The organism is Pedobacter aquatilis (assembly GCF_030409415.1).
Classification (GTDB): Bacteria; Bacteroidota; Bacteroidia; order Sphingobacteriales; family Sphingobacteriaceae; genus Pedobacter; species Pedobacter aquatilis.
In genome coordinates, this window is record NZ_JAUFPW010000012.1 from 348,094 (window position 1) to 369,066 (window position 20,973).

Consider the following 20,973-nt stretch of genomic DNA (forward strand, 5'->3'; position numbering starts at 1 on the left):
ATCCCCATGAGCCGGCCATTATACCGGCTTCTCGTTTTGCTCAAATAGGGTTAGGTCCTTGGACACTACATGTGGAACGAGCGTAGCAATGTGATCTAAGATGGTCTGGTCATTGACTGGGAATAGTGAGGCGACCCTTAAGATGTGGATATTCCCTTTATGGCCTTTACGCTGGATATAGGTCCGGTCAAGGTATAGTTGATAATATTCGTTTTTAAACCTGAAGGATATGGCCTTGTTGACAGGCTGGGTGATGTCGATGTTGTTTTTGGTGATCCATCCCAAGACCAGGAGAATGATCCTGTGGACAGAATTGAAATGGATGTCGGGGCCAAAAAAGGATTGATCTGGCTGGTACTGTTTTTCACCCGCCGCGTAGTGCCGGGTATAGATATGGGAAAGCGATACGTCGTTGAATATGACCTCCCCAAATTTTGAGGGTATGATAATCTCCGGGCGCTTCATTCCGAGAAAATAATCATAGACAATTTTGAAATGGATGTACCTGGACATCAGCATGATCTTTTTAAGTTTATGCTGGTACAGCCTGTTTTTGACCAGAAATCCGTTCCGCGAGAATTCGGGAAGCATTCGTTTGATTTCCCCTATGGCTTCCTTGGCAATGTGCTGCAAGGTCTGTGAGGAATGGTTGGTGACCAGGACAACCCGTTCATACCAATCTTGAGCAAACTCATCCAGTTGCTGATGGTCAGACTCTGACATTTTCAAGTGCTCCGGTACAGGGCGGTAATCCAGGTTCCTGAAATAGTAATCGCGAAACCTGTATTCGTCGCAAAAGGTAAACTGGTGCCTGATGTCCCTTGTAATGCTGGTGCAGAAAATCTCGACTTCGAATGGATCGGGCTGTTCGCCCTGTTCCAGTTTGTCGAAAATGCCGTGCATGATTGCATCATGTTCCTCTTGGGTTGTGGGTCTAAGCCTCATCGATCGGAATTAGGATTGCGTTTTTGAGAAGCCAATTGATAAGGGCGAGCTTGCCGATCTGTAAAATCTCAATTCGCGTCAGGTATTCCTTTTGGCGTTCCTGTTCAGGCAGGTTATGGTATAAATGTTCTGTCCTTAGCTTCTCGCCGGTATGGACGATTTTGGACCGTAATTAATAATAGGCATTGAACTTCTTCTTGTTGCTGGGCGTGTCGCCGATGTATTTTAACATGTACTCCCGGTATTTTCTGTCCACGCCATATACCAACTGGCCGCAATGTTCGCATTTCTCTGGTTTTACATCCCTGAACTCCAGATTGACCATCGTTTCCATTGCGGTGAAGGAGGCCAACAGTGAAAGTGTTTTCTTTTTGGCATACATCTCCATGGCTGAGACCGAGTAGTAGATCACAGAATCTACAACTGATTTCAGCTCATTAGGTAAGGAAAAATAGACTGCCAGACCAAAAAAGATGATTTCAGGGAACATTATTTCTTTCAGGTGGTCGGTGTCGCAGTTGGGATTATCTGCATAATATGCCTTATGGGGAAGGTATTGCACCTCATCGACAAGCGGTACGGTAAATTCCGAGATCTGGAAATGTCCGGCCATTTCCGGCCAGGTAAATCCTCCGGTCATTATCCATTTTGTCGCCCAAAGGTCGGCTTCATCCCCTGGGTTATCATCCAAGATCGGCATGCCCCAGACGCCTTCAAAATCCGTATACCTAAAAAACAGGTGGTTGGTGAACAGGGAGAGCAGGGAAAGTATCCGGTCCTGTTTGGTAGAAGAGGTGGCGTTTCGGGAAAAGGATTCTTTGAGCTCCTCGAATGCGGTTTCTACTTCGATCTTGTCCTCAGGTGAGGTCCAGTATTCCAGCACAAGGGGAAAGTGCGATTGCAGCTTTGAAAAAGGCATGTTCGGTAAGTCCAAAGGGTAAATCTGGAACAGATCCTCATACCGAAAGAACCCCTTCAGGGGGACTTTAGTGAATACGATTGTCTTGTGGAACGTTTTTTCCATATCCCTGGTCTTAAAATGAATTTACCGTTTTCAATAGATCTGAATTGGCGACATGTATTTCAATTTCCGGGTTTTCCAGTCCCATTTGCTTTAACATGGACAAAATCAGCAAGACTTTTATTTTTTCGCTCATCTTTAGGAGCGCTATCCCGCTCAGGATCTTTTTGCCGGAATCTTTTTGATAGAGATGGGCATAATAATTTCTCGAATCATTTACTTCCTGGGCATCTACCTTGATCCTAGAAATGAACGAAAGATCCTTGAATATCCGCTGAACATTGGAAATGGCAGCGATCAGGTTGCCGGTTTTAGCCCCGTTGTTTTTTAAAAAGCGGTGGTAAAATCCTTCGATTGCAAAGGCCAGGATCATAAAATCGGTGCTTCGAAAATTAGGCCTGTCCAAAATGGCTTCCATTAGATGTACACGTATTGGGAACATGTCTCCGTTGGTGTCATACCAGGATTTAAGGACATTACCCAGGTTGGCCTCAAATCTGCCAAAGTTATATAAAAAAGCCTTGTTTTTTATCTCATACCGCGCTCCGCGTTCCAAAAATACATAGTTGATAAATTCTCCGCTCGATTTTTCCCTGACCTTTATAAAGTCATAGGGAACTGCCTGCAATAACCCCAGAGAAATGAAACTCCTGAACACTTCCATTCTTCGCAACAGATCCCATATCGAAAGCAGTTGATCCTTGGTGGAAATGCTAGCCGTGGACAGGTTTGTGATGGTACAAACTCCGTTGCTACGCCAGGCAAGTGCCTGAAGGTTAAGCTCCAGTGCGAAATCATCCTCAATCGGGTACTTTCTGCTGAAAGACTAGTCCGGGTTATATTCAATCGTTGTGTGGTAAAATTTTGGTTTTACCATAACGTGCTCCATCTTGTAGGCATCTTTTCCAAGCCAGCGCTCAAGTTGTGGGAAGTCTACCTCGATCTGATCGAAAACAGCCTCCAGGGGATTCTGCTGATGCTTGCCCTCTATGAAAGCACTCGCGCTATAACTCGTTAGCGGCACGGCATATGTCGTAACGGTACTGGAGCCGTAACATTCATGAAGGGAGATTTTTTTACCGGTACTTGTGATCCCGTAAATTACTTCATGCTTGCGGCCATCAAAATATGCAGTGAAATCGGTGCACTGCATCAAATCGCCGATCAATTCCAGCTTGATCACCTTTCCGGGCTCATAGGTCAGAATTCCGCCAACTTCAATCTCTGGTGAACTTGGGAGAAACCATATTCCCTTTATTTCTCGCTTTTCATTCATGTTTTGAGAGATAAGGTATTCATTTTAATGCATTTAAAATCTTAACGGAACATCCTGGCTAGCGGGAAAATATCTACTTCAAGTCACTAACTGCCCTGTAATGAGGACCGAGGAACGTTTAATTTAATAATGCCTTTAGTTTTTCAGTGAAATCTGCCGCAGAACCCACCTGGATGAGCTTACAGGGTCTTGATGAACCGGAAAGTTCGTTAAGTTCCTCGAACCTATGCTGAGACATCTTTGTCAGTTCATTGTTGTGTACGAACCAGAATTCACCCTGTTGTCCTTTTTGTTTGTGGAAGAACTTTTGTATCGAAGACAGACCGACCTTGCTACTGGTGAGGTATTTGACCTCTACGTATATGGTTCTTTGCTTGTAAGTGAATTCGATGTCAAAGCCCCAGCCCCTTGGATCATTTTGCCAGACCATTTCAATACCGGGATAGTTTTGCAGGGCCTTAACGATTTCGCTTTCAAAAGTATACCCGTTGCGTTGGCCAATAAATTCAGCCTCGACCTGGCTGACCTGATTGCTGATTTCTTCCTGGGTTTCCTTTTCCTTGAGGTATCTGAGGTAATAGCCGTAAACGGCAGCGCCTGTTGCAGCCAGGGTAAAGATCGCCGATAACCAGCCTAGCAGGGGAACGGAACTTTTCTTTTCTTCTACTTTATGTAAATTCGGTGGGATGGTCTTTCTGATCAGCTGGGATTCGGCGATCAGTTGCCTTCTTTTTTCTAGCGGTAAAAATTTATCGTCCATGAAAGATGCCTCCACCTTGATCATGATCTGCTCATCGGTGAGGGGATAGCTTTTATTGAGAATGATTTCCTTTGATTTGACCAGCGACTGTATCTCTGGGTAGGTGCAGATGGAATCGCTGAAGATCAGTTCTTTGATCGATTGCTCCAGGTTCGCCTGGGCATTGTAAAATTTCTGTTTTTCTGCATCTTCCAACCACGCGGGGACGTAGTAAACCCCAAAGTAGATGGACAGGATGATCCCGATCAAACTCATGATGTTTGAAAGGTTTTTAACGAAGATGTTCCAGAGCGCTTTCATGATAATTAATTTTCAGCTTTAAAGATAGGCATTTGGGTCATATAGCTACGAACTTGGTTTTTATCAGTGAAGTTCTAACTGTGCTTTGCCCGAAACAGCCTCGATTGCTTTTGCCGAGTGGATTACAGTGATTTTCTTTCTTTTATTTTTTTACTTGATGGTGCCTCAACTGGATAAACCGGAGTAGATTGACCCCGTCTTACCAACAGTGGATTTGTTGTAAGTTTTTGATTGTCTGCATATTTTTAAATTGGCGAGAAGGGGTCAAATACATTGTTATCTCCACATAGAATGGAATTTCCGTAAAAAACAAAAACCTGCAAATGTTTGATTTGCAGGTTTTTAGCGTTTTTGACATTGATTTTGTGATCCCGATGGGACTTGAACCCATATCTTAGTATGTGAAATTAGGTAACTTAATTTCACATATAAACCACAAGTTATGAGAATCTAATCATTTATAATGATATGCCATAGTACTTAGCGGTTCGCTATTTATTTATAAAATCTTATCTAAATAATATTGGCGCTCAGTATCTTAATCTTTAGTAAATTCTTTAATGTTACTTTTGCTCCAATCACTTGGATTCAGAAGACTTCTAATGTCGACTCTCAAAAATTCAGCTATTTTATTTAGAGTTCCAAGTGGTGGTTGCTGTTTGTTATTTACCCATCTTGACACAGTAGACTTTCTAACCTCTAAGAATTTGACTAAATCTTTATTCCCTGCATTTTTTTCTTTCAAAACCTCACCAATTCTATTAATCATAAATAATTAGATAAAAAGTTGCTTTTTTTAATCAACTTTATTATATTTGTTATTAGTTAATTATAGCGACAAATAGAGTAGGGTATATCCTGCTTTTTACGATGTCACTCATGATAGAAAACCGTCAAACTTTCGCATGAGCTGAACGTGAGTTCGCCATTACTATTGAGTTTTGTTATCTTCGCGATATCTTATATTCAATAGGGCGGGCTTCATGTTAGTCTTTTGCGAAACTCAGATTTCGATTTGAGCGGTTCTTGACGGTACCACTATCAAAAGCTTTGAAGTCCGCCCTATTGGTTTTTCACTGATTCGGCTTTTCTTCTCTTTTATTGAGTCCACATCGTTTACATAAAAATTAACCGTTTATGAAAACGAAAAAATTAAGCGCCATCAAAACGATTCACCTCAAGGAAATGATTCGTAATTATTCCCTACAACTACTATTAAAGAACGTTATTTGTTCTCCATCGTAATATGAGCCAGAATTCCAAGTAAAGATATAGCCTAAAATAGCACAGGCTAGTGTGAAGAAAGCACACAAAGTCCCGGCGGGTTAATTTAGCTTGGTACCAGCCCTTTATTGCTGTTTAGGCAAAGGTGCAGTACAATGGTTTTTCGCAATCCCAAGGTAAGTATCTTTTTCCGAATAACAAATATGGTTTACCGTATCCGCATATTTTTTATGTGGGAGGGCTGGTTATTGCCTTATACTTTCAATAATTAATTACCATAATCCCAATCCGTATGTGCCTGATACACTTTTATCTATTTGACAGGCTTTACGCATTGAAGCCGAAAAATCCAGAGTGATAATATATCCGGGCAGGCCTAGCATACAGGTTAAATGAAAAATAGGTTCTTATTATAATGCACCTGCCCGGATATATTATCACCTTATTCTTTAAACCAACTAAACCAGCTTTTTGAAATGAAAAAATTAACGATAAATGTCGTAAGGGCATTACTATGCCTTATAGTGAAGAGTTTTCTTATCTGCATGTTCTTAACGATACTACTGACTTTACTGTTAACTGCAAGCAGTAGCTTAGCACAACAACAACAACAACAAAAAGTTGTCTCCACTCGGTTAAATGTAGGTCAGCAGATACCAGACGAACTTTGGAACGCTTCATTAGTTTCTGTTTCCGCGGAAACAGAAAAATTAATTTCCTTACAGGATTATAAAGGCAAAGCAATTATTATCGACTTCTGGGCCTCATGGTGTTCAGTCTGCCTTAAAAATATGCCTTTGCTCGATAGCATCCATAGTGCAAGAAAGCCGCAGCTACAGGTATTGATGATGAACGCAAGTTCGAGCAAGATAGGCTTTACAAAAGAGAAGCAGTTTATCAGGGATTTTTTGACCAGGCATCCGGAGTTTTCAACACCCATTGTCCTTCGCAATGACACCCTGCAAATTCCTTTTAGCCTAAAAACTGTTCCGCAGTACGTCTGGATAGGAGCCGATGGAAACATTAAGGCCATCACTAGTCACGAAAAATTAACCGATCAAAACATTAACAAATTCTTGTCCGGCGCAGAATTAAATATGGAGGAAGTAAACGATGATGAATAAAAGAAATATAGATGTACATGCAAGGAAATGGAACGTTTTACTTATAGCTTTAGCATTACTCTTGATTTTGCTTTCAGCTTTAGGCAGCTCAGCGCAACAAACTCACGTGTTAACTGTCAAGGGTAAAATCCGCTTTTCTGATCTCAATGTTAGAGCGACCATATCAACGCTTCATAATGGACGCTCACAATCTAATGAAAATGGAGATTTCTCGATGAACATTCGCCAGCTTCCCGATACCTTAACTGTTCAGGCTTTAGGGTATGAGAAACAGCAGTTTGCGATTTTAACTGGCCGGGAAGAATTTTTAGTCAACATGAAATCAAGTGCTATGGAGCTCGATAGTGTTGTTGTAAGTACAGGATACCAAGTGAGTAAAGCGAATGAAATCAACGGAAGCATTGCGGTTATTTCCTCCGCGCAGTTAAATGTTAGGGGCGGCTCAAATATCCTGGATCGCCTTTTAGGTCAGAGTTCAGGCTTAGTGATGAATGTGGGCAAAAGCACAGGCAATGTAATGAACAAAACAGGCTTAAGCGTGCGTGGTTTGGGTACCATCAACGGTCCGCTAGACCCGCTGATTGTGCTAGATGGTTTTATTTATGAAGGCAATATTGCTAACCTGAATCCTAATGATATCGAGCAGGTGTCGATTTTAAAAGATGCATCCGCCGCTTCTATCTGGGGAGCAAGGGCAGGAAATGGCGTTATCGTATTGACCAGTAAGAAAGGAAAATTTAATCAGACTTTTAGTATTGATGCATCAGCAAGCGCAATGGTGAAATCACTCCCTAATCTAAACGCCTACAAAGAAATGAGCGCTGCGGATTATATCGAGAGTGAGCGGGTTATGTTCAACGGTGGCTATTTTAATAACCGGATTTCCTCAACTCCTTATTTAGCCTTAAGCCCAGCGGTGGAGCTTTTATTAAAACAGCGTCGTGGGCTAGCCGGGAGCGCGGAAACAGAGGCAGCACTGGATGCTTTAAAACTAAATGATAGTAAGTCTGCATACTTAAATGAATTTTACACCAGGGGTCTTATTCAGCAATACAATGTGAATATTAAGGGTGGCGCGGAGCGTTATTCCTATCTAATTGGTGGCGCTTTTGAGGATGTTCTTGGAGAAACTTATGCCAGTTCCAAAAAATTAAACCTTAACTTTTCGCAGGAAGTAAAAGTATCTTCTAAACTTAGTTTTTCTTCAAAGATTTACTTAACGAGCAGCAAAGCCCTTTCTGGCCGGCCGGCATTTAACTCCATTTTGGTTGGCGGACGCGTATTGCCTTATCTCTCTTTCAGGGACGCGCAAGGCGAAGCCTTGCCAGTGGCAATGAACTACCGATGGGCCTATACAGATACGCTTGCCAATTCACGGCTGCTAGACTGGAAATATTATCCAGCGCAGGAGTATGAACATCAAAGGACGACAATTGACGCCAGGGAACTTTTTGCTAATGCAGGCTTGAATTACCGCGTGCTGGATTTCTTAAATGCCTCACTTAGCTATCAATATCAGCGCCAGCGTAGCTCTTCCGATGCATTAACCGATGAAAACAGTTACGCATCACGAAACCAGATCAATAGTTATAGTCAATACAACCGTGCAACCGGCGTAGTAACCTACCCAATACCGAGGGGCGGCATCAGCTACCTTACCGAAAGCATACAGTCGAGTTATACAATTCGGGGGCAGCTAAGTGGCGATAAAGCTTTTGGCGATCACCGGATTAATGCATTTGCTGGTGCTGAAATCCGCGAGGTATCTTCAAATAGCTTTAGTCTTAGAAGGTTTGGCTACAAGGAAGATCCGCTCACCTCAGTCGATATCGATCCGGTGAACCTTTATAGAAATATATTGACAGGTAGCAATTCCAGGCTTTCTTCGTCAGGCTTGCCAACTTCCAAAACCTACCGTTTTTTAAGCAGTTATGCCAACGCAGCCTATACCTTTAAGGGTAAGTATACCTTATCGGGCAGCGCAAGGGTAGACGGGTCTAACATATTTGGCGCCTCCACCAATGATAAGTTTAAGCCACTATGGTCAGCGGGGCTGGGATGGTCCCTATCAGATGAACCGTTTTACAAAATTGCCTGGATGCCCAGGCTGAAGTTTAAAGCTACCTATGGGTACAGTGGGAATGTGGATATGACCAAAACAGCGCTTTCTGTTGGCACAACAGCAACAGCTTCACTCACCGGGCTGCCTTACACCCGCATCACCTCTATCAATAACCCATCATTGCGCTGGGAACAACTCTCGCAGCTGAACTTGAGTGCTGAGTTTTCGATTCCAGATAACAGGCTTTCCGGTACCCTTTCTTTTTTCAGAAAAAGAGGGACTGATCTCTATGGGGCAGCATTATACGACCCTACCACATGGGGAGGAGCGGCTACACTGGTGCGAAACGTTGCGGACATGAGCGGCCGGGGGGTAGAGCTTGATTTGCATTCAATTAACCGTCGCGGGAATTTATTTAGCTGGAGCAGTGACCTTTATTTCAACTATAATGATTCACGAACCCTGAAATATTATGACCGTTCAGGTATTGGGGTTGCAGGATTCTTAGGCGGGAGTAACACTATCGCGCCTGTGGAAGGCAAACCGCTATATTCTATGGTTGCCTACAAATATGCAGGACTGGATAATCAAGGCAGTCCCATTGGCTACCTGAAAGGCGAAAAAAGCACGGATTACGCTGCTATTGTTACTGAATCGCGAACCACGGGAGATAATCTGGTTTATAAGGGTTCTTCAGTCCCACTCTTTTACGGCTCTCTAATTAATACGCTTCGATTTCAGCAGTTGTCTCTTTCTTTCAACTTTTCCTACAGGCTAGGGTATTATGCGATGAAAGAAAGCTTTACTTCTTCCCAGCTTATCGATAACGGGAGAGGGCATAGTGATTACGCGCTGCGCTGGCAAAAACCGGGTGATGAGTTAATTACAAGTGTTCCAGCATTCAGGTATCCGGCCAATTCGCAAAGTGACGGATTTTATCAACTTTCCGAAGCTAATGTGATAAAAGCCGACCACATAAGACTGGATTACCTCAACCTGAATTACAGGTTCCAGCTAAAAGGCTCTGCGGGCCTGTTCAAATCAGTAGAATGCTACGCAGGTCTGCAAAATGTAGGCATCATCTGGCGGGCAAACAAGCTTGGAATCGATCCGGAATATATGAGTGCTATTCCGCCCTTAAAGTCAGTGCTTATAGGCATTAGAACAGGTTTTTAATTTAAAATAAATATTATGAAAAGAAATCTTTTATTGCTCGCTTATCTCTCGCTAATGATGCTTTTCGCTTCCTGCGAAAAGTATCTGGATAAGAAATCCGATTCGAGACTAGTTACCCCACAAACCTTAAGGGATTTGCAGGGGATACTCGATGACCATGAACAGATGAATATTTGGACGACGCCATCTTTAGGGGAGGGTTCAGCAGATGATTATTTTCTGCTTCCCGCATCCTATACCTCATATTCCATACCTTACAAAAATTTATACCGGTGGCTGCCGGTGGAAATTAGGTTTGGTAACGACTGGGATATTGCCTACCATGCCATTTACAACGCTAATCTTTGCTTGGATTTAATTGGAGGGATAGAAAGGAATAGTAGTAACGCTGCAGCCTGGGATAATGTAAAGGGGTCTGCACTCTTCTATAGGGCTTTTTATTTGTTATGCCTTTCTACCGATTATGCTAAGGTATATAATGAATCGACCGCAGCAAGTGATTTAGGTGTGGTGTTAAGGCTAAATTCTGATTTTAACGTCCCCTCGGTACGCTCCAGCGTTAAGGAATCTTATACGCAGGTAATTTCTGATGCAATGCAGAGCATTGATCTATTGCCAACCTATCCCCAGCACGCGCTGCGCCCTTCAAAAGGTGCGGCTTATGGGCTTTTAGCAAGGGCATACCTATATATGGGCAGGTATGAACAGGCAGGGGACTGGGCAACAGCGGCACTAAAACTAAACAGTTACCTAATGGATTATAATGGCGACCCATCAATAAGCGGTTTGAGCTCCGCTGTACCATTCAAAAAGTTTAATTCCGAGACTATTTTCTATACGGAGATGAGCGTTGGTAATTTAGTTCATACCACTACACGCTCAAGAATAGATACAGCGCTAGTGGCAAGCTATCAGCCGGGAGACCTCCGTAGAACAGCTTTCTTCAATAACATTGGCGGCTACCAGCAATTTAAAGGTAGTTATGCCTCAAGCAATTCTATCTATTTCAGTGGCCTTGCAACAGATGAGCTGTATCTCATCCGCTCGGAATCAAATGCTCATCTTGGTGCTTTAGATGAAGCGCTAAAGGATGTGAATTTGCTTCTTGCCAAACGCTGGGATAAATCAAAAGCTTTTATTCCTTTAAGTGGTACCTCTAAAGCTGAGGTTTTAGCAAAGGTGAGGTTAGAGCGCAGAAAAGAGCTACTAATGCGAGGAATGAGGTGGATAGATATTAAAAGGTACAATAGGGAAGGGGAGAATATTATTCCAACCAGAAATGTTGATGGTGAAGTGTACAGGTTATTACCAGATGCCCGGTATTACGCATTGCCGTTGCCATATGGAGTGATTGAGCAAACCGGCATGCCGCAGAACTAATAAATTAAGCCGCAGAATAGTCACTTCTGCGGCTTAATGAATTATTATTCAGCTTTATTTTGAGGGGTGCCGTCAGCAACGGAATTTACCCTGTATTTAGCTCCTAAACCTGGCGCAGCATCAATTGATGCACTGCTGTTTAGCGTTGGATCAGTTCCTGGGTTATCGACATGACTATCATCAATTAAAATTGAACAAGCCTCATCAAGTCCTGCAGGACAAGAAAGGTTATCCGCATCATAAGTCCAGTTCGCCACGTCCTCCACCTGAAATTCAGTCATTTCTGCTGGACCGGTATAGCGGAAAGTAAACTGGTCCCTGCTAGATTTTGCTGATTTAAAAGCACTTTGTGTAAATACAAGACCGAACCCTAAAACAAGGGCTACAAGGCCTAAATTTATTTTTTTTAACATAATGTATTCTGCTTTATTGCTTTTGAAAAAGCAGATGAAAAAGTTTCGTTAAAATTTAAGGTTGCGCCTCTGCCTCCGCTGGATAAACGGCAAAGCACATATTTCATTCCCGGGTTTATCTGCCGGGCATTGCTTATCTTTTTTCTGCCAGGCTTCCCCCTTTCTTTTTTACCTCAAACCAAAAACTATGAACAATTAAAAAAATGAAAACAAGGTTGAACCATAGATGACTCTTCCAGCCCATCCGGGAAATCATTCCCCCACAGCTACAGGGAACTGAAGGGAAAAAGCGGGCTAAAACTAAAACAACGTATACCGTAAATCCTAGTAATAACAGCATGGAAATCCATAAGCCTAAAAGCCGAAATTTGAGGATCAGCAGCAATGCAGCGATTCCCTCTAATATTGGTATGGCGAAGATTAGCGTACTTTTAATTGCAGGCGAGAAAGGTTGCTCTTGCATCTGTCTGGTATATAGCGGCCAGTCTTCAAGCTTAATAAATACCGCATATGACCAAAGCAGAATAAGCAAAAATAGTCCAGCTGAATGAATATAATAGGACGGGGAGTGGTTGCTTTTTGGTGTTGAACCAGCTGGGCTTTTATTAATATTTTTCAAAATTTCCATAACGATTATCTGAATACAGATTAAAGTTCGGACGAATGAAAATGCCGGAGACTACCCGGCTTTGGTAATCTTTACTCTTTTGGGAGAAGGATACTTGTTGCCTTTTTGCGGTACACTTTAGTAGGAAAAGATACTTTAGGTTTTTAACGGTATATTTTTTTAATCCTGTAAAGGTATTTCGATTCGACGTTTAGTATCGAGGCTAGGATGTCGTGAATGGGAATGTAGATGAGTCTGGGATGCTTGCTTTTGAAATAAAGAAACCGCTCTCCTGCGTTTTTAATTCTTAACAGCAGCTCTCTTTCTTTTCCATCCTGCAAACCCTCTTCATATATTTCTAAAAGCATCCGGTAAAGCCTTGGCTCTTTTATCGCAAGTTCTTCTAGGCTGGCTAAATTTAACGCATAACAATGACTATCTTTCAAAAAGCTAATGTATTCAATGCTAGGGTTAGAGGAAAAAATTCCCTTTGTGGGTAACAAGAACCCGCTTTCCATAATCCATGAGGTTTGCTGCTCTCCATCTGAATCGAAGTAACCTCTGACCAGTCCCTCCTCCATAAAATAGAGTATAGGTGTAGAATAAATTGGCGTAACCAAAATAGCGCCTTTATGGAATACTACTGGCACAAACATATCAAGCAACAAATCGACCAGCCGCTTTTCAGCAGTCCGAAGGCTTTGTAATTTATAAGTGAGCCTTTGCATATTTTCTTAACTATTATTTTAAGAAATTAAGATAAGCTTTAAGCAAACATCAGATCTGGTCATAATTAGATCAAATGTTGTCGATTGGGACAAAAAAAGTGCAGGTTTGACCATTCTTCTTGAAATTAAATTTTTTGATGGGTCTTACTGGGAGAACCGTAAACCAAAAGAAAAAAATATCGAAATTTCTTTTTACTCTAAAATATCAAAAAAGGACTTTTCCGGTCTGCTATGGATTGCCCGAAATCCTTAAATTATGCTAACTCGTATAGTCCGTGAGACAAAAGCTTACTGCCTATCGTTCGGTATTTTCCATTATCTAACAATCAGCTTAAGAGAGAATAGTTAGGATTTGTTAACTTCGCTCTAATGTTAATCTTTAGAAGATATGGGCATTCACACTTTTCCCGAAAACCTAAGTCAAAATAAAGGGCTTTCTATACGTATCGTTTCTCCCGAGTTCGGGCATGTATCTCTAGGATCTGCCGCTCAGTACGGTTCTGCCTACCGATTGCCTTATTATTTCCTTCTTTTTGTGCTAGATGGCAGCAGTCAGGAGTTTATCGATGGGGAAACTTTTGAGATTGGCAAAGATGAGCTTTTTCTTGCGTTGCCTCACCAGATCAGGCAACTCTCTACCGCCCGCCATAGCGCAGACTATTACAAACTTGGTTTTGATGAGGAGTGTCTTTCACGATTGCCAGGAAAGTTTCCATTCCTGCTCAAACCCCTGAACCAGCAGCGAATAAGTTTTTCGCCCAGTGCTTCGCTTAGGCTTCGTGCTACATTTAAGATCTTAAATGACTTGCTGCGTAGCGCCGATACTGATTCGGAACTGCTTCTGGCATATCTTAACAGCTTGCTTACAGAAATAAACGCTGCTTATTTTCTTATGAATAAAAAGCACACAGCAGGAAATATCGATAAGTTTTTAGGCTTTAAGCTATTTGTGGAAGATAATCTTACTCAACAACCGGCCATAACTGAGATTGCCGAAAAGCTGGCCTTGAGCACAGATTCTTTGTATAGGATTGTAAAACAGCATTCTGGCCTTTCACCAAAGGAATTCATTACAGACCGGTTGATAGTTGAGGCAAGGCGTAGAATTTATCACAATCAAAAAACATCTGTGAAGGAACTGGCATTTGAGCTTGGCTTCAATGACCCGGGCTATTTCTCGCGCCTGTTCAAAAAAGTAACCGGTAAAACCGTAGCCGGCTTTTATCAGGATTTGTCCCTTTAAAAGCGGTTTTTGTCCGGGCCTGAGGACTATATTAATCCCACTTTTGCCTAAAATAATTTGATTATGGACAGACAATTTGGTAAAATATTGATAACAGGTGCTACCGGTTTGGTGGGTTCAAGGCTTTTGCCCCGCCTTGCCAAAGCAGGGTATGAGTGTGTCGCACTGGTACGTGGAAAAGAGGTCGCGGCTAACGTAACCGCTATTGACGGAGACTTGTTCGACCCTATGTCGCTGGAAAAGGCAGTAAAAGGTGCGGTGGCCATCATTCACCTGGCAGCCGTATTCCGTTCACCGGATATGGAACTAATCTGGAAAACGAATCTGGAGGGTACGCGTAACCTCATTGAAGCGGTAAAACGCAGTGCCCCGGATGCCCGGTTCATCTTTGCAAGTACTAGCCATGTTTACGATATCAGCAGTCCTCATCCCGGTCAGGAAGAAGATGCACTTAACCCGCAGCACGCCTATCCTGCCAGCAAAGTTGCTGCGGAAAAGCAGTTAGGTGAAAGCGGACTGAAATGGTCGGTTCTTCGCTTTCCGTTTGTTTATGGGGATGGTGATGGACACTTAGAAGAACTTCCTAAACATGTGCTTGCAGCTAAATTTCATCCGGCGATGCGTATGAGCACCATCCACCATCGCGATATATACACGGCGATTATGATGGCTTTGCAAGGAGTGATGGATGGCCGTGTGGTCAATATAGCAGATGAGGCGCCAACAACACTTTACGAGTTATTGCATCTTGTTGGTGAAAACATGAGCCCATCCGCAGAACCACTGGTCAATCCCTGGTATCTGCATGCCGATACTTCGCTGGCCCGCAGTTTAGGCTTTCTACCCTCCATTCGAACTGTTTATCAGGCGCTGCAGGAAAACCTGGTCTAAACATTTACTCGATGCGGCTAGTCTATTTTTTTACCATATGGTAAATGATTGTTTTTATGATGTGTCCTATCTTTGCATTATGGAAGCGATGATAAATCTTATCCTGCAGTTTGGTGATTTGAATAAACAGCAGATTGAGTTTTTGCTGAGCAAGGCTGAAATGCTGGAACTCAAGAAAGATGATTACCTCTCTGAAGCGGGAAAGGTTCCCCGGTACGTAGCATTTGTGCTTCATGGCGTTTTCCGCTTCTGTTATTATAATAACAAAGGAGAGGAAGTAACCAACTATTTTGTAGAAGAAGGCAATTTTGTGGTTGATAATGAAAAATTTGAATCGCAAATTGTCGCATCCGAGTATGTACAGGCTGTTACTGACTGCAAGGTGCTTGTGTTTACCAAAAAAAATTGGGATGATATTTCCGCCACCATAGTTGGATGGGAAATGATGAAGGCGAATATGGTAAAAAAGTGCCTGACACTTGCTATGGAGCGGCGAAGTCCGCTGGTTTCAGAAGATGCCACTACACGCTACCTGTCTTTTATTGAGGGCTTTCCTAATCTTACAAACCGTATTCCGCTTTCACATGTGGCCTCCTATCTTGGCATCACCCAGCAATCGCTTAGCCGAATACGCCGTCATATCCGATAACTCTGCTTTTTACCAAATGGTAAATGTTTTGTTGTTACGATTTTCAACATTTGCTTATTCATTTAAACAAAAAGAAGATGAGCAAGAAAATCGTATTAATAACCGGAACAAATAGTGGTTTTGGCTGGCTTACTGCACAGAGCGTGGCGGCCTTAGGGCATCAGGTATATGCAACAATGCGAGATACCAAGGGCCGTAATGCGGATAAAGCGGCAGCACTCGCTGCTTTAGGGAACGTAACTGTTTTGGACGTTACCCTAACTGATGATGAGAGCGTAAGGCAAGCTATTGAAACCATTTTAGAAAAAGAGGGAACTATTGATGTGCTGGTGAATAACGCTGGTTACAGCATGACTGGGGTGGCCGAGAGCTTTACCACGGCCGATGTGCATACCACTTTTGATATCAACGTTTATGCTCCCTGGCGAATGATTAAACTAGTGTTGCCTGCTATGCGCAAACAAGCTGATGGGTTAATTATTAACGTGACCAGTGGTTTCGGATGCGTATCATTCCCATTTGCAACCATTTATGCAGCCTCCAAGTTTGCGCTGGAAGGAATCAGCGAGGGCCTGCATTATGAGGTGAAACGTTTAGGTATTGACGTGGCTATCATAGAGCCTGGCGCTTTCCCTACCGAAATGCAGCAAAAGAACAATCCCGCATCTGATCAGCATGTATTTGAGGGCTATAGCTCAATTGCCGATATACCTGGTAAAATGGTGGCGGCCTTGACTGCAGAGATGCAGGCCAAAAACCCAGACCCACAGGATGTCGCCGATGCAATTGTAAAATTAATTGGTACCCCTGCAGGCAAGCGTCCATTACGAACAGTAGTTGACCCGATAACAGGCCAATACATTGAAGCCGCTAATAAAGCTGTAGCTGAAGAGTTTGCCAAAGGCTTGAGCGTTTTTGGTATGGGTGAGTTATTGTAAGCCGAAGCGAATTTTGAGAACGGCAGTGATGAGGCTACCGCCGTTCTTTTTAGCTACTATTGTATTCGGTTATGCCCGCGTTTATAGTATTGAAGTTTTTAGCTATTAGGTCCTGAGATATTACAGATAATTAAAGTATCCACCATTTCAATTAAAAGATGCTCTAAACTCCAATGGTGACAGGCTGGTTTTAGCCTTCAACAATTTACTGAACGACGGCAAATGCTCAAAGCCCAACCCGTAAGCGATCTCGCTAACTGATAGATCTGTTGATGACAATTTTTCCTTGGCCTTTTCGATCAGCTTTTCGTGGATATGCTGCTGCGTATTTTGCCCAGTGAGTACCTTGAGTAAGCTGCTTAAATATTTTGGCGAAAGGTTCATTGCATCTGCCAGATATGCTACAGTGGGCAAGCCCTTTGATAACAAGTCGTCGCTGTTGAAGTATTCCCTCAGTTAGGTTTCTATCCGTACCAGTGCTTGATGGTTTGACTTTTCGCGGGTAATGAACTGCCGATGGTAATAACGGTCGGCATAATTGAGCAGGGCTTCAATGTGGGAAACAATAATGCGTTTGCTGAACCGGTCTATATTGGCCTCGTATTCTGCAAAAATACTTTGAACGATGCTATCGATCATTGCCTCTTCTTTTTCGGAAAGGAACAATGCTTCGTTTAATGCATAGTCCCAAAAGTCATACTGCCTGATCGTTTTCGCTAGCGCTGTATTCCAAATAAAATCGGGATGGATGTAGATGGCCCATCCAGATTTTTCTGCCTTTTTACCTTTGTCGTCCACCTCAATGTTCAGCACCTGGTTGGGTGATATAAATGACATGATGCCATCGTTAAAGTCGAAAGAACGCTGTCCGTACTGCACTTTAAAGTTAATCATCCGCTTTACGGAAATGGAATAGAAGTCCATTGCCATATTCATGGGTTCTGAGACATCGCGAGTTGGTACGCTCGCGACATCCACCACGCTGATGAGTGGATGCATCGGCGCAGGCATGCCTAAAAAATGGTGAAACTCTGCTATCGTTTTAAAATGCCTCATAGGGATGAATGCTTATTTCTTAATATCCAAAACCACTTTACCGCGTACATGCCATGAAGTGATCTGGCGGTGCGCTTCAGCAGCCTCTTCAAACGGAAATACTTTATTGATTAAAAACTGTACTTTACCAGCATCAATGAGTTCAGCTATTTCTGTAAGCCATTCCTGTTCCCTTAGGTTGGTTTGCTGATAACATTGCTTTAACCTTTTTGGCCTCCGCTGCTTCCATCAATTTATCATTGAATGCAAAGTCTGTATTTACACTGACGAAGATTCCGCCATTTTTTAAAACGCCAATCGCTTTCATGCGCTCGCTGTTGTTACGGGTTGGTGAAGCTTCTAGCACTACATCCATATCGTGAAGTAACTCTTCAAAATTTTGAGTTTTATAATCAATAACCTCATCAGCGCCCAGTTGTTTTACGTATTCCACATTATCCGTAGAAGCCATGCCGATAATATATGCTCCTTTGGCTTTTGCAAATTGAATAGCAAAGCCGCCCACACTACCTGAAGCGCCCTGGATAAAAACCCGCTGACCCGATTTCACATCGCCATGGGCAAACAGACCTGTCCAACCGGTCAGGGCTGCTAAGGGCAAACTGGCTGCCTGTGTAAAGTCGAGGCTTTGAGGCTTTAAGGCAAATTGTTTTGCCTTCCCGACACAATATTCTGCGTAACTACCATCCCCGGGGAAATTAGGAACGCCGTAAACTTGATCCCCCGCCTTGAATGAAGTTACCTCATTACCTGTTTCCACTACAATACCTGCCGCATCCCATCCTAAGGTCATGGGAAGGCTAAGGAAGGAGCGCAGCGTTACATTTTCACCACTTCTAATGGCCCCATCGACAGGGTTTACGCCACTCGCATACACTTCTACCAAAATTTCGTCAGACCCCGGAACCGGACGTGCGACATCTTCGACTTTCATGACCTCAGGTCCACCATATCGATTGATCCTTACTGCTTTCATAGTGTTTAATTGTTTAATTTGTTTTATAAAACAAAGGTCAATAATGATTGCTATCGGCATTTAGCTAAAATACGCTTTTTCTTAGCCGAATTGCTGATTGAAAAATTGTTTCCGCTTCTAGATTTTTGCTCTATAGCTATATTACCTATTTTGTTAGCTGGCTTACAATTCCAATTCAGAATTTCATTCGTTAAACAATAATATCGTTATCAGTTAATTACAGTTTATATCTCTAGCGATTTGTCAAATTTATCGTGGCACTATTCGTGTGGCAATAGTGTTGACGGTAAGTTTGCCGCCGAAATTCTTACTTAAAAACAACTAAAATGGAAAAATTAGCATTGTTGGCCCGTTTAGAGGCCAAACCTGGTAAAGAGCAACAAGTTGCTGACTTTATCAAAAGCGCTTTGCCATTGGCCGAAGCAGAACCAGGTACCATTCGGTGGTACGGACTGCAGCTAGGGCCATCTACCTTTGGCATATTCGATACCTTTGACGATGAAGCTGGTCGTGATGCCCACTTAGCCGGCGAGATTGCTAAAGCCTTGATGGCTAACGCGGATGAACTGCTAACTGGACCACCTGTAATCGAAAAGGTTGACCTGCTGGTGGTTAAATGATTGAACTAAATACATTAGGTTCTGGTTACTTTCGTTAATCCGGCGGGAATCAGAACCTAAATTTGTGTAGGCTATTTGCTGCAATTGTTCTAAATTATGATTCTATCGGCATCCTTCCTTTCATTTGTTATTTAACAATCTGGAATATTTTGAGAAGTGTTTCGTCTCTCGGAACACCCCTCTTTGCTTCGAGGGCAAGCAGGTCATATTTCCCAACTCCAATAAGGTTTCCAAAACTTCTTAGCACTCATCTCATTTGTACATCTATAGGCACACACCCTATCGCCAAACTTATCTTGAGCAGTCTTAAATGGATTATATCCCGATAAAGAAATTATTCTTGGGTAATAACCTATTAAAGGTTTGTTTTTGCCATTTTCCCAGTTTGTCTTGCAGTTTAGCCGACCACGAAATGTTGACTCATCAATTTCAAATGGCCTGTAACCTAATAATTCTATGCTCTTCGGAAAATATTTGATTTGAGTACTGAGTGGTTTTTTCCCAAAGGCTGATACAATCCTCAATTATGCCAATATACGATGCAACTTTAATGCAGCAGGTTTTGGAGAGATGACGGCAATAACTAGGATCGGTAGGGATAAATCAATTCTAATTGGGGAGCACAAAAATACTCAAGAATTACTCATTGCTACACAGCTAACTTGCAAAAATTCAAATTGTGGCAACGAGGTTAAATAAATTATTGAATTTTCAAGATAAGAACTAGGCTAGGTTTTCAGTTTGATTTTCAAAACGCAAATAGGTCAACCTGGGAATGAATCTGTGTGTGGAGAGTAGTTATAGAAAAAAGTCTAAAGCTCAGATACGAATTTAAGTGAACTGACAAATACTGCTGTAGTATTTTTTGTCATCTCACTAACACTTGCAAGGACGATTGGTGCCCAATGATTGGTTTTTAAAAACATTAGATAACGCAGCTAAAACGAACTGATTCGATAATAAGAGGTAATTACCCTGTATTTTACTACCTAGTATACCTTAGGTGTTTTAACGTACTTTCAGACATTCCCAGAAATGAGGCGATATCCCTTAACCTTCCAGATTGAAATATTTCAGGATTATCCCGCATGGTTTGCAGGTAACGCCCAGCATATCTTTCATGCTGAACGATGTCTAACTGGTCACTCAGGTGGCTAATCATCAGCTCGAGATATCCCATGTTGATAAAATGATATTCCGGGAAGAGCACATGCAGATATTTTAGATGAATATAAGATATGCTGATAACCGTTGTTTTCTTTTCCATCTTCACAAACCATTTTGATAGTGCATCTGGTCTGCCTAAGGGCAGGATAAGCTGGGTGCTGTTAAAAAACCATATCGTGAGTTCCTCGGCGGTTACTTCATCATAACGATAAGCCCTTGCACATCCACTTACGATGTAGTTTAGCTCATTGGGATATTTCCCGGCCTGGAGGATAGTATGGTTTTTTGGATACACCGTTTCTTTTATGCTCGCCTGCAAGTAATCAGAGAGCTGGTCAGAGACATCATGAAATTGGGTGAGGTATTTTATAAAGTTTTCAAATGAGGGGCTCATATCCATTGTGCTATCAAGATGGG

21 protein-coding genes and 1 pseudogene are annotated in these 20,973 nt (G+C 42.4%); 8 read left to right on the forward strand and 14 right to left on the reverse strand.

Features of this window, described 5'->3' with window-relative positions; all coding sequences use genetic code 11:
• Positions 1-18: 18 nt before the first annotated feature.
• The 6 genes from QWY86_RS05515 to QWY86_RS05535 all read right to left on the reverse strand — a co-directional run bounded on the left by QWY86_RS05515 (position 19) and on the right by QWY86_RS05535 (position 5,071).
• Entirely contained in the window at positions 19-945 is a 927-nt protein-coding gene (locus QWY86_RS05515; protein WP_290239597.1) for a hypothetical protein, read from the reverse strand.
• 172 nt (positions 946-1,117) lie between these two features.
• Entirely contained in the window at positions 1,118-1,969 is an 852-nt protein-coding gene (locus QWY86_RS05520; protein WP_290239599.1) for a hypothetical protein, read from the reverse strand.
• 10 nt (positions 1,970-1,979) lie between these two features.
• Positions 1,980-2,630 (reverse strand): HEPN domain-containing protein, encoded by a 651-nt coding sequence (locus QWY86_RS20090; RefSeq protein WP_353958896.1) that lies wholly within the window; start codon positions 2,628-2,630, stop codon positions 1,980-1,982.
• A 162-nt stretch (positions 2,631-2,792) separates the two neighbouring features.
• Positions 2,793-3,242, reverse strand: coding sequence for an ApeA N-terminal domain 1-containing protein (locus tag QWY86_RS20095; RefSeq protein ID WP_353958897.1), 450 nt, complete (start codon positions 3,240-3,242; stop codon positions 2,793-2,795).
• Between the two features lie 118 nt (positions 3,243-3,360).
• Positions 3,361-4,302: a hypothetical protein gene (locus tag QWY86_RS05530; RefSeq protein WP_290239600.1), complete on the reverse strand. Its 942-nt coding sequence runs from the start codon at positions 4,300-4,302 to the stop codon at positions 3,361-3,363.
• Between the two features lie 538 nt (positions 4,303-4,840).
• Positions 4,841-5,071, reverse strand: coding sequence for a helix-turn-helix transcriptional regulator (locus QWY86_RS05535; RefSeq protein ID WP_290239603.1), 231 nt, complete (start codon positions 5,069-5,071; stop codon positions 4,841-4,843).
• Positions 5,072-6,002: 931 nt separating this feature from the next.
• Here QWY86_RS05535 and QWY86_RS05540 point away from each other — a divergent pair.
• The 3 genes from QWY86_RS05540 to QWY86_RS05550 are packed head-to-tail and all read left to right on the forward strand — an operon-like array spanning position 6,003 to position 11,268.
• A complete protein-coding gene (locus QWY86_RS05540; RefSeq protein WP_290239605.1) occupies positions 6,003-6,650 on the forward strand; it encodes a TlpA disulfide reductase family protein in 648 nt (215 codons plus the stop codon).
• Positions 6,640-9,888: a SusC/RagA family TonB-linked outer membrane protein gene (locus tag QWY86_RS05545; RefSeq protein ID WP_290239607.1), complete on the forward strand. Its 3,249-nt coding sequence runs from the start codon at positions 6,640-6,642 to the stop codon at positions 9,886-9,888. Before QWY86_RS05540 ends, QWY86_RS05545 begins: the two co-directional genes overlap by 11 nt.
• Before the next feature lie 15 nt (positions 9,889-9,903).
• On the forward strand, positions 9,904-11,268 hold the full coding sequence (locus QWY86_RS05550) for a RagB/SusD family nutrient uptake outer membrane protein (RefSeq protein ID WP_290239608.1): 1,365 nt from the start codon (positions 9,904-9,906) through the stop codon (positions 11,266-11,268).
• A gap of 44 nt (positions 11,269-11,312) precedes the next feature.
• Here QWY86_RS05550 and QWY86_RS05555 read toward each other — a convergent pair whose 3' ends face one another.
• From QWY86_RS05555 to QWY86_RS05565, 3 genes are all read right to left on the reverse strand, one after another.
• Positions 11,313-11,681 (reverse strand): hypothetical protein, encoded by a 369-nt coding sequence (locus QWY86_RS05555; protein ID WP_290239611.1) that lies wholly within the window; start codon positions 11,679-11,681, stop codon positions 11,313-11,315.
• Between the two features lie 133 nt (positions 11,682-11,814).
• The gene (locus QWY86_RS05560) at positions 11,815-12,309 is read right to left on the reverse strand and encodes a MauE/DoxX family redox-associated membrane protein (RefSeq protein WP_290239613.1); all 495 of its coding nucleotides are present in this window, start codon (positions 12,307-12,309) and stop codon (positions 11,815-11,817) included.
• 143 nt (positions 12,310-12,452) lie between these two features.
• Positions 12,453-13,016 (reverse strand): Crp/Fnr family transcriptional regulator, encoded by a 564-nt coding sequence (locus tag QWY86_RS05565; RefSeq protein WP_290239615.1) that lies wholly within the window; start codon positions 13,014-13,016, stop codon positions 12,453-12,455.
• A gap of 388 nt (positions 13,017-13,404) precedes the next feature.
• On the opposite strand from QWY86_RS05565, the gene QWY86_RS05570 reads away from it, so the two are divergent.
• The 4 genes from QWY86_RS05570 (at position 13,405) to QWY86_RS05585 (ending at position 16,737) form a co-directional block, all read left to right on the forward strand.
• Positions 13,405-14,259: an AraC family transcriptional regulator gene (locus tag QWY86_RS05570; protein ID WP_290239616.1), complete on the forward strand. Its 855-nt coding sequence runs from the start codon at positions 13,405-13,407 to the stop codon at positions 14,257-14,259.
• Positions 14,260-14,322: 63 nt separating this feature from the next.
• Entirely contained in the window at positions 14,323-15,150 is an 828-nt protein-coding gene (locus QWY86_RS05575) for an NAD-dependent epimerase/dehydratase family protein (protein WP_290239618.1), read from the forward strand.
• A gap of 79 nt (positions 15,151-15,229) precedes the next feature.
• Complete coding sequence (locus QWY86_RS05580) at positions 15,230-15,799, forward strand: Crp/Fnr family transcriptional regulator (protein ID WP_290239620.1); 570 nt, start codon at positions 15,230-15,232, stop codon at positions 15,797-15,799.
• Between the two features lie 77 nt (positions 15,800-15,876).
• Positions 15,877-16,737 (forward strand): SDR family oxidoreductase, encoded by an 861-nt coding sequence (locus QWY86_RS05585; RefSeq protein WP_290239621.1) that lies wholly within the window; start codon positions 15,877-15,879, stop codon positions 16,735-16,737.
• A 147-nt stretch (positions 16,738-16,884) separates the two neighbouring features.
• Here QWY86_RS05585 and QWY86_RS20100 read toward each other — a convergent pair whose 3' ends face one another.
• The 3 genes and pseudogenes from QWY86_RS20100 to QWY86_RS05595 all read right to left on the reverse strand — a co-directional run bounded on the left by QWY86_RS20100 (position 16,885) and on the right by QWY86_RS05595 (position 18,829).
• A complete protein-coding gene (locus QWY86_RS20100; protein ID WP_353958898.1) occupies positions 16,885-17,151 on the reverse strand; it encodes a helix-turn-helix domain-containing protein in 267 nt (88 codons plus the stop codon).
• Between the two features lie 42 nt (positions 17,152-17,193).
• The gene (locus QWY86_RS05590) at positions 17,194-17,793 is read right to left on the reverse strand and encodes a hypothetical protein (RefSeq protein WP_353958899.1); all 600 of its coding nucleotides are present in this window, start codon (positions 17,791-17,793) and stop codon (positions 17,194-17,196) included.
• Between the two features lie 12 nt (positions 17,794-17,805).
• Positions 17,806-18,829 (reverse strand): annotated as a pseudogene (locus QWY86_RS05595) (NADP-dependent oxidoreductase).
• A gap of 266 nt (positions 18,830-19,095) precedes the next feature.
• Here QWY86_RS05595 and QWY86_RS05600 point away from each other — a divergent pair.
• Positions 19,096-19,389 carry a putative quinol monooxygenase gene (locus tag QWY86_RS05600; RefSeq protein ID WP_290239624.1) on the forward strand — a complete coding sequence of 98 codons (294 nt, stop codon included), beginning with the start codon at positions 19,096-19,098 and terminating at the stop codon, positions 19,387-19,389.
• Between the two features lie 203 nt (positions 19,390-19,592).
• Here the strand turns inward: QWY86_RS05600 and QWY86_RS05605 are convergent, their stop codons facing one another.
• Together QWY86_RS05605 and QWY86_RS05610 are read right to left on the reverse strand one after the other, a co-directional pair.
• Positions 19,593-19,913, reverse strand: a complete 321-nt coding sequence (locus tag QWY86_RS05605; protein ID WP_290239626.1) for a hypothetical protein — start codon at positions 19,911-19,913, stop codon at positions 19,593-19,595.
• Between the two features lie 461 nt (positions 19,914-20,374).
• The gene (locus QWY86_RS05610) at positions 20,375-20,950 is read right to left on the reverse strand and encodes a Crp/Fnr family transcriptional regulator (protein ID WP_290239628.1); all 576 of its coding nucleotides are present in this window, start codon (positions 20,948-20,950) and stop codon (positions 20,375-20,377) included.
• Positions 20,951-20,973: the final 23 nt, after the last annotated feature.